Annotated in this window: 13 protein-coding genes; 9 read left to right on the forward strand and 4 right to left on the reverse strand. The window is 32.8% G+C overall.

Annotated features, from left to right (window positions below):
* Positions 1-133 precede the first annotated feature (133 nt).
* On the forward strand, positions 134-709 hold the full coding sequence (locus tag NHF47_RS08155; RefSeq protein ID WP_252764451.1) for a DUF4494 domain-containing protein: 576 nt from the start codon (positions 134-136) through the stop codon (positions 707-709).
* Positions 710-928: 219 nt separating this feature from the next.
* Here NHF47_RS08155 and NHF47_RS08160 read toward each other — a convergent pair whose 3' ends face one another.
* From NHF47_RS08160 to bshC, 4 genes are read right to left on the reverse strand one after another with little or no spacing between them, the layout of a single operon-like run.
* Positions 929-1,768, reverse strand: coding sequence for a sulfurtransferase (locus NHF47_RS08160; RefSeq protein ID WP_252764452.1), 840 nt, complete (start codon positions 1,766-1,768; stop codon positions 929-931).
* Positions 1,765-2,184 (reverse strand): hypothetical protein, encoded by a 420-nt coding sequence (locus tag NHF47_RS08165; protein WP_252764453.1) that lies wholly within the window; start codon positions 2,182-2,184, stop codon positions 1,765-1,767. Before NHF47_RS08165 ends, NHF47_RS08160 begins: the two co-directional genes overlap by 4 nt.
* 14 nt (positions 2,185-2,198) lie before the next feature.
* On the reverse strand, positions 2,199-2,795 hold the full coding sequence (locus tag NHF47_RS08170; RefSeq protein ID WP_252764454.1) for a hypothetical protein: 597 nt from the start codon (positions 2,793-2,795) through the stop codon (positions 2,199-2,201).
* A gap of 20 nt (positions 2,796-2,815) precedes the next feature.
* A complete protein-coding gene (gene bshC, locus NHF47_RS08175; protein ID WP_252764455.1) occupies positions 2,816-4,405 on the reverse strand; it encodes a bacillithiol biosynthesis cysteine-adding enzyme BshC in 1,590 nt (529 codons plus the stop codon).
* A 421-nt stretch (positions 4,406-4,826) separates the two neighbouring features.
* Here bshC and NHF47_RS08180 point away from each other — a divergent pair, with 421 nt between their 5' ends.
* The 8 genes from NHF47_RS08180 to NHF47_RS08215 all read left to right on the forward strand — a co-directional run bounded on the left by NHF47_RS08180 (position 4,827) and on the right by NHF47_RS08215 (position 13,170).
* Entirely contained in the window at positions 4,827-5,594 is a 768-nt protein-coding gene (locus NHF47_RS08180) for a hypothetical protein (protein ID WP_252764456.1), read from the forward strand.
* Positions 5,584-6,975, forward strand: a complete 1,392-nt coding sequence (locus NHF47_RS08185) for an RtcB family protein (RefSeq protein WP_252764457.1) — start codon at positions 5,584-5,586, stop codon at positions 6,973-6,975. The genes NHF47_RS08180 and NHF47_RS08185 overlap by 11 nt, the downstream gene beginning before the upstream one ends.
* Positions 6,976-7,261: 286 nt before the next feature.
* Positions 7,262-7,807, forward strand: coding sequence for a hypothetical protein (locus NHF47_RS08190; RefSeq protein WP_252764458.1), 546 nt, complete (start codon positions 7,262-7,264; stop codon positions 7,805-7,807).
* Between the two features lie 7 nt (positions 7,808-7,814).
* Positions 7,815-8,549 carry a peptide chain release factor H gene (gene prfH, locus NHF47_RS08195; protein WP_252764459.1) on the forward strand — a complete coding sequence of 245 codons (735 nt, stop codon included), beginning with the start codon at positions 7,815-7,817 and terminating at the stop codon, positions 8,547-8,549.
* Positions 8,550-8,687: 138 nt separating this feature from the next.
* Complete coding sequence (locus NHF47_RS08200; protein ID WP_252764460.1) at positions 8,688-9,227, forward strand: hypothetical protein; 540 nt, start codon at positions 8,688-8,690, stop codon at positions 9,225-9,227.
* The gene (locus tag NHF47_RS08205; protein ID WP_252764461.1) at positions 9,228-10,193 is read left to right on the forward strand and encodes a phytanoyl-CoA dioxygenase family protein; all 966 of its coding nucleotides are present in this window, start codon (positions 9,228-9,230) and stop codon (positions 10,191-10,193) included.
* 179 nt (positions 10,194-10,372) lie between these two features.
* Positions 10,373-10,762 carry a T9SS type A sorting domain-containing protein gene (locus NHF47_RS08210; protein ID WP_252764462.1) on the forward strand — a complete coding sequence of 130 codons (390 nt, stop codon included), beginning with the start codon at positions 10,373-10,375 and terminating at the stop codon, positions 10,760-10,762.
* A 164-nt stretch (positions 10,763-10,926) separates the two neighbouring features.
* Entirely contained in the window at positions 10,927-13,170 is a 2,244-nt protein-coding gene (locus NHF47_RS08215; protein WP_252764463.1) for a radical SAM protein, read from the forward strand.
* Positions 13,171-13,172: the final 2 nt, after the last annotated feature.

Below are 13,172 nucleotides of genomic sequence, written 5' to 3' on the forward strand. Positions count from 1 at the left end.
TACCGTACAAAAATAGATTAAAAAAAGTGGTTTTGATACAAAGATTATTAAAATTGTGAATATCTATTTTTAAAATTAACAAGCTGTTTTTTGATTAAAAAGTATCTTTGGCGTCCTAAAAAAAATAAAGAGTATGAGTGCAACTTGGTATGAATGTAAAGTAAAGTATAGAAAAATTGATGAAAATGGCGTGCAGAAAGTAGTAACCGAACCTTACTTGGTCGATGCGATTTCCTATACTGAAGCCGAAAGAAGAATCAATGAAGAAATGGCAGCTTATGTGAGCGAAGAATTTAAGATTACCAATATAAAATTTGCCAATTATTCTGAAATTCATCCGTTTGAAAAAGCGGATAGATGGTTCAAATCTAAAGTAGCTTTAGTTGCTTATGATGAAGAAAGCGGTAAAGAACGTAAAACGAATATCTATTTATTGGTACAAGCCAATGATGTAAAAGAAGCCTATGATAACACGCTTCATGCGATGCAAAATACTATGGGCGATTATACAGTTCCTGCTATTGCTGAATCTCCAATTATGGATGTTTTTCCTTATTTTAGTGGAGAAGAAGGGGATTTGGAAGCTTTAGAAAAATTTAACGCTGTAAAAGCTTCAAAATTAGAAATACAAGAAATGGAAGACCCTTTGGATTTTGAAGAAACAGTAAACGAATTTGTAATTGAAGAAGATACTATTATAGAAGAATAGCATATAAGAGATTGTCTAAAAAGTCTTGATTTGTCATTCCGAATTTATTTAACTTCGTTGAATCTTCGATTTCGGAATCTAATAATAGTTGAAAATCAAATAATTTATTGAAGCTGAAACAAGTTCAGCTTGACAAGATTGTACTTTTTGGACAGCCTCATGTAGTTTAAATATAAGTTTTGTTTGTTGCTAATAGAAAGTGAATACTACAAACAAAACTTATTCCTCAGTCACAATTTCTTTTCCATTCCTAGACCATTCACTCCAAGAGCCTACATATAAATTAGGCATCGGTAAACCTGCACTTGCAATAGCTAATAACGTATGACAAGCGGTAACTCCAGAACCACAATGCACAATCTGATTTTCGACAGGAATCTCTTGAAAAACTGTTTCATATTTTTCTTTCAATAGGGAAGGAGACAAAAACAAACCGATTTCATCCAAATTAGTCGAAAAAGGCACATTCACAGCATTCGGAATATGACCTGCAATTAAATCCAAAGGTTCTACATGACCTTTATAACGAGCGGTTTCTCTTACGTCAATTATAATTGCATCAGGATTTGTGGTCGCCTTTTCTACGTCAGTCAATGTAACTTGTGGTAATTGCCAATTGCTGAAAGGGTAATCACTTACTGGTGTTGCTTTTTTATTACCTTTCTCCATAGGAAAACCAATCTTTTCAGCAGTTTGTTTACCACCATTCAAAACCTGTACTTTTTCATGACCAACTGCTTTTAACATCCACCAAAAACGTGCAGCAGCATTCGCTCCATTTTTATCATCATACACCACTACATGACTTTCTGGAGTAATCCCTAATGCCCCAACAACTTTTGAAAATTGTTCCAAAGTAGGCAAAGGATGACGACCACCTTCAGCAACATTTTCTTTAATAGCTGCCAATTGCGTATTCAAATCGACAAATAAAGCACCTTGTAAATGACTTGCTAAATAGTCGTTAAAAGCTTCTTTACCATTACTAGCATCTATAAGTACAAGCTTTTTAGTTTCTAGTAAAGCGAGAAGTTCGGTTGAATTGATGATTGGATTCATATTTTTAAAATTTTCTTATTAAGAAGTTGATTTATTATATTTTCAGCCAACCATAATTCCATAGATTCATTTGGTGTCCATCCTAATTTTAGTAGTCCATTGCCTAATACGTAACAAAAATTAGAGGACCAAAATGATTTGAATATTTCATCAAGGTCTTCGTAATCATTAAAATCTTCATCTTTAAAAAAAGAGATTGCTTTTTTAGAAATTCTAAACGATTCTGCTTCACCTGATCCACCACCAACGAGTATGTCTCCTTTCATTCCATCAAAACGGTATTCATCAAATGGTATATCTTGTTCTAATTGATAAATTGCAATCTGTCTAGTATTAGTACCATTTATTAAATTGTAATCACTTGGGCAAATGAAAAAATCTAATAAATTATGTTTATATTGATCTATTGTTGCCATGTTTTAATTAATTTCTAGTAAAACTTGGTTAAGAAAATAATGCCGTATATCCAAAAATTGTATAAAAGAGTGTAAGTAAAACCATAAAAAACACTTCTTTGTAAATTTCCACTACATTCTGGAGATTTTTTAAAAATTAGTCGTATTGCTCTGAAAAAAAGCCAATACAACATGGCTATAAATAAGACAATTGAAAACCAAATGAAGGTTCCTAAAATAAAAAATAGGTAACTTAAGACTACAGTCACGATTAGCCATAAAATAATGTTTAATATAAGGCCTCCAATTCCTTCTTCTGCAATTGAACCTGATTCTATAATCCCAGCATCTAAATTGATGTCTTTTAAAAAAGCAGTTTTTTTAGTCGTTAAATGAGGTGTGAATTTTCCCAACGTATCTTTTAATTTTGCTCCTTTATATAAATTGATGGTAATAAAAAGAAAAAAAGCAAGAGATAGAATGGAGGTTGATAGCAATGAATTTTCAATCACTGTTTTATGTGTACCAATACCATAAAACCAAACGCTCACAATCGTTAAGGGAATAACAATCAAGGAAATAATAAAAGCACTTTTTGAAGGGAGCAATTGTCTTTTTTTAGGCATTTTCATAGTGACGTTTCAAATTAAAATCACAAAACCACCACAGTAAACTCCTGTTCCAATGGTTGTAACTCTTCCAAAAGCGTTTCAATTAATTTAGGTCCAAAAGCTTCATAAAACCCTGCAAAATTCACTTTTCGTTCTTGTAAACTTTGACCAGGAAATAATTCATTTTGTAACAGTGTGATGCGTTCTAATTGGTCAGCTAAAACGCGCTTTTCAGCTTTTAATAAGCGTTTTTCTAAAGTGTCTAATCCTTTCAATTGCTTTTTTTCTTGCGCTTCTACAGCACCAATAAAGGATTTATCCGTTTGTTTTGCCATTTCTTTTAACCCAACAAATTGTTGTTTCAGATGTTCTTTTTGCTCTGAAAAATCAATCGTAAATTGTGATAATTGTTTGGTTTTATTCGTTAGAAGAATATTTTGTTTTTGAAATAAATCCGACCAGTTTAAACCCAATTTAGCTGCTTTTTGGGCTTGTTTCTCGGTTGCCAAAAGCACCGAATTGCGTAATAAAAGAATCGGAAAGGGAACTTGGTTTGCCTTAAAATTAGATTGTAATTGTAACCAATATGCCAATTCGCCTCCACCACCAATGTAACACAAATTAGGTAAAATTACTTCTTGATACAACGGTCTTAAAATAACATTCGGACTAAATTTTTCGGGATGATTTTCTAATTCGGTACGTATTTCTCTTTCTGAAAAAGTCATTTTAGTATTCAAAACACGGTATTGTCCGTTTTCAAAAACAATGCGTTCTCTCAAATGATCTTCAATGTAAAACAAGTTAATTTCCCTAGGATTTACCTGAATTTTATAGTCACGTAATGCCTCGTTCGTTTGTAAAACTTCAGTACTAGAGGTTTGATGCAACAACTCTTCTTTTGCATAGGGAACGAAAAGTTGTTTCAAGTTTTTATCGTCACCGTCTAAAATAACTAAACCTTCTTCTTTAAACAACTCATTGGCTAAATAACGCGTAGCATCAGCTAAATTGGAATGTTCTAAATAGGCTTCTTGGAACAACTCTTTTAAATAACTGGCATTATCACTAATCCCAATGGCTTTCGAAAATTCCTCAAAAACAGTTTCTAATCCTTTCGTGTCTAAACGTCCAACGGGTCCAAAACTGTCTTTTTTCCATTGGATTTTCTTTCCATTTAGGTTAAAATAATTGATTTCTTCAAAATCATGATCTTCAGTTGCCATCCAATAAATGGGTACAAAATTATTTTCTGGGTATTTTTTTTGTAATTCTTTACATAAATTAATAGTAGAAATAATTTTATACAAAAAATACAACGGACCTGTAAATAAATTCAATTGATGACCGGTTGTAATGGTAAAAGTGTTGGAATTGTTTAAAAGTTTAATGTGGTTTAATGTGGTTTCAGAGACTTCAAAATTTGCGTATTGTTTTTCTAAGGCAGTAGCTAAAATAGTTCTATTTTCTATAGTGAAATCCCTTTGTTTTTCAAGGAGTTGGTCTTTAAAATTTTCTAACTTAGGAAAGCGATGGTACAGCGGTTTTAAAGAGTCTTTTTCATTTAAATAATCAATCATTAAGTCTGAAAAATATCCTGAATTTTGGTAGCTGATACAGTCGGTTGGCATAGGTTAAATTTTTTGTAAAAATAGAGAAATTAAAATAAGTGCGTAAATGCTTTAACATTCACTTAATATAGTTTTTATACTACAAAAAAATTTTTTTTTAAAAATAAATTTGGAAATGTGAAAAATAATTACAAAAATTTGTCCCAGAAAAAATAACATTAAAAACGAAGAAAAAATGACATTATTCAATTTATACTTTCAAAGCAATCTATCAGTAGAAACTGGTGACGCTTTTCTTCGTGGCTTATTTCATTCGTAAAATCAGAATCAAAAATATGAAAAAGCCCGAAGCTATTTAGATTCGGGCTTTTTTAATTCTAGACCCTTCAAAAATTCCCGAAATACACGAACTTTTACGTTATCATTTTGATAATGAGATTTTTAGCCATTGTGCTATAATTTTTTAAATGAATTTTTTCAAATGGGAAATTTCACTGAAAACGATTATGCATTTGCTAGTCGTTTTAAAAGTCATAGACGTAAAAAAAGAATAGTAAAAAAAGATTTTGACAAGCAATTGCTTTCTGTTTTCGAAAGGGAACGAGAATTATTTAATGCTAAAAAAGATTTACCACTAGTTCCATTGGAAATACCATACCAACAAGGTTGGGTGCGTTTTTTTGTATTACGAGAAGATGTGTTGCGTTCTCCTCAGGCCAAATTTTTTGAGAATTTGCTCATGAAGATTAACACTTATAATTATTCTAATGCAAAGTCATTTTCGAGAAGAGTGAAAAAGAAAGGGAAACGAGTTTTAGTTAAAGAACATCAGGAATTGTACCGTGTTTATCCACATCAATGGAATTGTCCAAAATTTGGTTTAACAGATAAGGAGAAAGGCTATTTTACTTATGTGGAAAAAAAGAGCACAACATTTGGTAGAGTTAGAGTTCATAGTTATTATGTTTTTACAGAATCATGGCGTTATGTGTTGCGTGTAAAACCGTATTATGTTACTCATAGAAAAGCCATTGATGCCGAAATAGAAAGCGAACTAGGTTGGATTGAAAATAAAATTATGAATTTTCATTTACGCGGAAAAATTGACAAATTAAAAAGAGGGTACAATAGATACAGGTATTATGACGAAGATGAAAAGCCAAGATATTGTAATCCTTATAAAAATAAAAGTTTACAGGAATTTTATGAAGATTATGTAGACGAAAAAAGGATAGATTATGGGAAATAAATTATCAGGAAAAGATCTAATCAAATTAGGCTTTCCAAAGAATAACGCCATCAATATTGCTTTAGGGCAAATTAATAGATACCGAAAAAGAGAAAAAAAAGAAAGTATTTTAAATGAAGCCAAAGAGGTTTTGTTGCATCCAGAAAAGTTTAAAATGCACGGTACTTGGGGAAAAGTAGCAGAAGGATTGGTAAATCCGGTTCAAGTGAAATTCAACCAATTAAAAAGCACAAGAGCCCCTTTTTCCATTTTTGGAGAAAATGAAATCGATGAACAAGCGAAGTTTCAATTGTACGAGGCTTTAAAATTGCCCGTAGCGGTTAAAGGAGCTTTAATGCCCGATGCACACTCTGGTTATGGTTTGCCAATTGGAGGCGTTTTGGCAACTGAAAACGCGGTGATTCCTTATGGAGTAGGTGTCGATATTGGTTGTAGAATGAGTTTGTCCATTTTTGATTTACCAGCTTCTTTTTTAAAAGGAAAAGACAATCAGTTGGAAGCGATTTTAAAAGACCATACCCAATTTGGTATGTATGAAACACACAAAATAAAAGCAGATCATGAGGTGTTTTATCGCAACGAGTTTGATACGGTTCCTTTACTGAAAAAGTTAAAAGATAAAGCGTATAAACAATTGGGTACATCTGGTGGTGGGAATCATTTTGTGGAATTTGGTATTGTAAAATTAGAGCAACCCTTACCCGAATGGAAGTTAGAACCTAAAGAATATCTAGCGGTATTATCACATAGTGGTTCAAGAGGTTTGGGAGCTAATATTGCAAAGCATTACACGTATTTGGCAACCAAACAATGTCCGTTACCTAAAAATGTGCAGCATTTAGCTTGGCTCGATTTGAATACACATGACGGACAAGAATATTGGTTGGCAATGAATTTAGCAGGTGACTATGCCAAAGCCTGTCATGATGATATTCACAGAAGAATAGCCAAAGCTTTAGGAAAACGAGTAGTGGTTACGATAGAAAACCATCACAATTTTGCTTGGAAAGAAACAGTTGATGGTAACGAATGCATCGTGCATCGAAAAGGAGCAACTCCAGCGCAAAAAGGAGTTTTAGGTATTATTCCTGGTTCCATGACGGCACCTGGGTTTATCGTTATGGGAAAAGGAAATGAAGCCAGTTTGGATTCTGCTTCTCACGGAGCCGGACGTTTGTTTTCAAGAGCCAAATGCAAAGCAAATTTTACTCAAAGTCAGATTAAAAAAGAGTTGGCTGCACAAGATGTAAAATTAATAGGAGGCAATGTAGACGAAGCTCCAATGGCGTATAAAGACATACATAAAGTAATGGCTTTACAATCGGAATTAGTCGAGGTTTTAGGCACGTTTACTCCTAAAATAGTACGAATGGATCGCTAATATTTTTTTGTAGGAGCGAATGGTTTGGGCATTTTTGGGTCACCATTTTCCCGCTTTTCGAAGTAGTCCCGATTGTATCGGGAGCTACTTCCTACAATCGGGGCTAAACAAGAAGCCAATCGAATTTTTGGAAAGAGAGATGAAGTAGTTAACTCTAGTTACTCGTCAGTTCGGGTGTTTTTGTGTAGTGAAACGAAACAAAAAAGTATCGAGAACATTCTTATAAGGAATGAATTTTTAAATGAAGCATGTTGTAATAGTGACATGTTTATAATAAATAATAAGTATGGGAGCACCACATAATAAAAACAGATATGGTGAACTATGGAATCAAAATAGAATCGATGAAAGTTTAAAAATCTTACATCTTTTAAAAGAGTACATCGTTCTCTCAGGAGGTTGGGCCTGGCATTTTATGAGCATACCCAATCATATAGAGTATAAACACGCTCACGATCATAAAGATATCGACATTTTTGTACATCCTAAAAATGTAGCAAAAGTGATGGAAGTGTTATTAGAAAACAGTTTTGAAAAAGTTTGGACAAGATATGATCATTTGTACAGTGCAGAAAACTTTAGAAGATATGAAAAAGTAATCGCAATAGCTAATGAAAAAGCATTTCGAATCACAATTGATTTTTTTGAAAGAACTGATTTACAAACGGAAATATGCAATGGTTTTACAGTGGTATCACCACAAATGTTATTGCGTTTTTATTCTAATATACATTCTAGTGATAAATGTTGGGCAGTAATTAAAGCAAAGGAATTTTTAGAGAAAGGAATCAATCCAATAGGACGAAAAGAACTTTCTGAAATACCAAAATAGTAAAATTATGAACAATAATAATAAGAAGTCACTTTCTCCCTCTCCGTCGGAGAGGGTTGGGGTGAGGCTAATACAAATCACCTCAGGTAGAGGTCCAGCTGAATGTACTTGGGTAGTAGCTCAAGTTGTAAAAAAAGTGTTGGAGGAAGCTCATGAAAAACAGCTAAAAGCAACTGTTTTGCAACGAGAAACTGGTCAAGAAAATGGTACTGTAGAAACAGCTATTATACACCTTGAAGGTAAAAATGCAAGCAATTTTGTCGCTTCTTGGTTAGGCACCATTCAATGGATTGGTAAAAGTACGTTCCGGAAGTTCCACCAACGTAAGAATTGGTTTGTCGGTATTTTTGAAATTGAACAATCAAAAGATACTGCATTTCATGAAAAAGACTTGCAATACCAAGCCATGAGGAGTTCTGGAGCTGGAGGCCAACATGTAAATAAAGTGAGTTCTGCCATTAGAGCGACACACATTCCTACAGGTATTGCTGTAGTTGCTATGGATTCGAGATCACAACATCAAAATAAGAAGCTAGCTACGGAACGCTTAAAACAAAAGATTGAAGAAAACAATTGGAACCAATTTAAAAATCAGGAGCAAAATGCTTGGTCGAATCAAATGCAAATAGAACGCGGTAACCCTGTTCGGGTTTTTGAAGGTTCCGATTTTAAGAAGCAAAAAGAAGATAAAAGTTATAAAAAAGAGCGTTTGAAATTAAAACGGCAAGATTATAATGAGTAGCAGTTTTTTGCGTGAAGGATTGCAGTGAAAAGCCCACAATGAGGAACGAATGAGGACTTGTAGCGCAAAGCCTGACCTGAAAGGGCACGCCCAAAAAAAAGTTTAAAAATTTGAATTTAGAATTTAGAAAATTAAAAGATGAAATCAATAGATAAATATTTGTTTCAAGCGATGGACAATTATCCGTATTGTTTGGAAGAAACGATAGAGTCTTTAGATTATGCCTTATCTTATGACGATAAGAACACAACCGCTTTATGTTTGTATGCGAGAATACAAGCCGAGCAACTGTTTCATTATGAGGAAGCTAAAAATTATTACCAACAAGCCTTAGGTATAAATATTAATGCGATTGAAGTGTATCCTTTTTACATTCAAACCTTGTTGTGGAATGAAGATTTTGAGGAAGCAGCTACCTTGATTGACTTTGCTTTAACGGTAAAAGGAATCAATAAGGTAGAAATTTTGATGAAGAAAATTCAGTTTTTAGAGATAAAAAAAGAGTTTAAAGCAGCCAAAAAAATATTAAAAGAGCTACAGTTACTAGTAATTTCAAATGAATATACATATTATTTGGAAGAAACTAAGAAAAGAATCAATGAAAAAATAGCCCTTCTAAAACCAAAAAAGAAAAAAGGTAAGAAATCTAAAAAAGACAAGAAGAAAAAAGGATGCTAAATGGCATCCTTTTTTTTGTTTGCCAAAAGAAAATCAAGTATTTTTGAGTACAACAATCATGAAATGAACGAGATTTTAGTTACCAATTTTTGGAAAAGAACACTTCATAATCAACTGGACCAAGATACCACTTGGGATGAAGAAACAGGTTATTTGTATCGTTTAGGAATTAGCATGGAGCTTACTTTGCAATTTATATATGAATCTAAACCTAGTTTAGAAGATTTTAAGCAATGGATTAGTACCAATAGTAAAGTATTTGATTCCGAAAAATATGATGAAAATGTACTTACTGCTGAAGATTTGCAATTTTGGGAAACCAATGGATACGTGATTATAAAAAATGCCATTCCAATGCAGGATTGTTTAGAAACGCAAGAAGCAATTTGGAATTTTTTACAAAAAGACCCAGAAGATAGTAGTACGTGGTATACGTTTCACGAAGCTCAAAAAGGATTGATGGTGCATTTTTTTAATCATCCTATTTTAGAAAAAAATCGAGCGTCTTTGAAAATTAAAAAAGCATACGAACAGTTATACGGTACGGATACAATTTTTAAAACAATAGATAAAGTCAGTTTTAATCCACCTATTACAGAGCATTATTCTTTCTTAGGAAGTAATTTACATTGGGATGTGAGTTTACAACAACCGATTCCTTTTCGTTTACAAGGGTTGTTGTATTTGTCAGATTGCGGTGAAAATGATGGCGCTTTTCATTGTGTTCCAGGTTTTCATCATAAAATTGAAAGTTGGATGCAAGCTTTAGGACCTAATGATAATCCTAGAACAATAGCATTAGAAACATTAAAACCAGAACCTATTACAGGAAATGCTGGTGATTTTATCATATGGCATCAAGCTTTGCCACATTGTGCCACACCGAATAGAGGTAGCAAACCGAGACTGGTGCAATATTTAACCTATTTTACTGAAAATTACAAAGAAGCAGAAGAATGGATTTAATATCTTGATTCATTTATGTTAATTATAACATCATAATCAACCTTTTTTTTGACAATTTATTAAAGAAAAGTTAAACTTATTAACAAATTTTCTTAATAAAAAAATAAACTAGAAGATTGTTTCGTTATCCTAAAAAGATATTTTTGCAAACGCAAACAACAACTATAAAAAAAAAGATTATGAAAAAAGTAAAATTAGGCCTTCTTATGGCAATGGTCGCGTCTTCTTCAATGATGATGGGACAGCAGTCAGTTTCTCTAGAGGAGAATAAATTTGAAATGAAAACAATTGTTGCTGAAAAGAATCAAAATAGCAACGAAAGTACTTCGGATAAAGTTCTAATAACTAGTGATATCAAAATGTTTCCAAATCCAGCAAGTGATTTAGTTACACTTCAAGGAGTTAAAGTAGATGATCAAATTAGTATTACTGACAATAAAGGAAAAACGAGACTTCAAATTAAAGCAAAAGCTGAAGTTGAAATTATTCCAATCGACTTTTTAGAATCAGGAATTTATTTATTAGCAATCAATGGTGAAAAAAGAAGGTTGATTGTTGAAAATAAATAAAAAGGTATTTATAAATAAAAAAGGCAATGCATTCGCATTGCCTTTTTTTATCTCTTGAGAGTAAATGTGCTTTTAAATCGTTATTATTTACCTGAAATTAAGAAAATGACACAAATTCATCAGAATATAAAACAGATAGAGTAATTTTGTATCGATATTATTCTATGAAAGCAGATTTATTACTTATAACACCTCCTTTTACTCAACTGAATACTCCGTATCCAGCCACGGCTTATTTAAAAGGATTTTTAAATACGAAAGCCATTTCTTCCTTTCAAATGGATTTAGGAATTGAAGTAATTTTAGAATTATTTTCTAAATCTGGATTAACCAATATTTTTCAATTTGCTTCCGTACAATCAAAACAAACTAAAGAAAAATGGTCAGAAAATGCCCAACGTATTTTTGCACTAGAAAATGAATATGCTAAAACCATAGATGCGGTGCTTGAATTTCTACAAGGGAAAAATGCTTCTTTGGCAAGGCAAATTTGTAGTGGTAATTTTTTGCCAGAAGCTTCACGATTTAACGCTTTTAATGAAGATGAAGAGGGTTTTACTTGGGCTTTTGGCGCCATGGGGATGCAAGATAAAGCCAAACATTTGGCTACGCTTTATTTAGAAGATATTTCAGATTTTATAGTAGAATGTATCGATGCTAATTTTGGTTTTAGTCGTTATGCGGAACGATTAGGAAGAAGTGCTAATTCTTTTGATGAGTTATACAATGAATTACAAAAAGAACCTACTTACATCGATACTATAACTTTGCAAATTTTAAAAGAAAAAGTAGTAGCAGTTGAGCCAAAACTAATCTTATTTTCTGTTCCTTTTCCAGGTAACTTGTATAGTGCTTTTCGATGTGCTCAATGGATTAAAGAAATTAACCCTGCTATCAAAATTGCTATGGGTGGTGGTTTTCCAAACACAGAACTAAGAGATGTAAAAGACAAACGCGTTTTTGAGTTTTTTGATTTTATTACATTAGATGATGGAGAATTACCAGTAGAATTGTTATATAATTTTGTCAACTCTAACGAAAATGAGTACGAATTCAAACGCACCTTCCTACTGGAAAAAGAGGAAGTAGTTTACAAGAATACCACTTTAAAGAAAGACTATAAACAAAGTGAAATTGGTACTCCTGATTATACGGATTTATTATTGAACCAATATATTTCAGTCATTGAAATAGCCAATCCCATGCACAGCTTATGGAGTGATGGTAGATGGAACAAGTTAACCATGGCACACGGTTGTTATTGGGGAAAATGTACATTTTGTGATATATCGCTTGATTATATTAAAGTGTACGAACCTATTGCGGCTAAACTTTTAGTGGACCGAATGGAAGAGTTAATTGCACAAACTGGAGAAACTGGCTTTCATTTTGTGGATGAAGCGGCACCACCAGCTTTAATGCGTGAAGTAGCATTAGAAATTTTGAAGAGAAATTTGGTGGTAACCTGGTGGACAAACATACGCTTCGAAAAAAGTTTCACTTCCGATTTATGTTATTTATTAAAAGCTTCTGGTTGTATTGCAGTTTCAGGTGGTTTAGAAGTTGCTTCCGATCGCTTGTTGGAACTCATAAAGAAGGGAGTAACTGTGGAACAAGTGGCTCAGGTTACTCGAAATTTTACGGTGAATGGCATTATGGTGCATGCTTATTTAATGTATGGTTATCCAACGCAAACGGTTCAAGAAACCATTGATAGTTTGGAAATGGTGCGTCAACTTTTCGAATTAGGAATTATTCAATCGGGTTTTTGGCACCAATTTGCAATGACAGCACATAGTCCAGTTGGGCTCGACCCAGATGCCTTTGGGGTTATTCCACAACAAAATGGAACGAGCTTTAGCGAAATGGCGAAGCAAATTACTTTTGCAAACAACGATATCGCATTCAAAGATAAAACGGGTATTGATCATGAAAAATTTAGCTTTGGATTGAAAAAATCATTGTTCAATTACATGCACGGTGTTTGTTTTGATTATGAGTTGCAAGATTGGTTCGATTTTAAAATTCCAAATACTAGAATTGATCCTAATTTTATTTCCAATTGCTTGGAAAAAGAAGAAAATTTTACTTTAAAATTAAATGCAAAAGTGATTTGGTTAGGAAATTTGCCCGAAATAAAACATTTTACCAAATCCAAAAAAGGAAAATCTTGGAAAATGATACAGTTGCTTTTTCACGATAAAAGCACTTTTTTTGAAATTGTATTGGAAGAGGAAAACGGCTTATGGTTGTATGATTTTCTACAAACAAATACACCTCAAAATAGCAGTAAACGAACTTTAAGCCAAATGAAAATGGAGTATGAAACACACTTCGATGATTTTGAATTATTTTGGTATGCCAAACCCATGCAAACTATTCGGAATAACGGTTTATTAGTGTTGTGATT

The organism is Flavobacterium sp. NRK F7, assembly GCF_024054195.1.
Lineage (GTDB): Bacteria > Bacteroidota > Bacteroidia > Flavobacteriales > Flavobacteriaceae > Flavobacterium.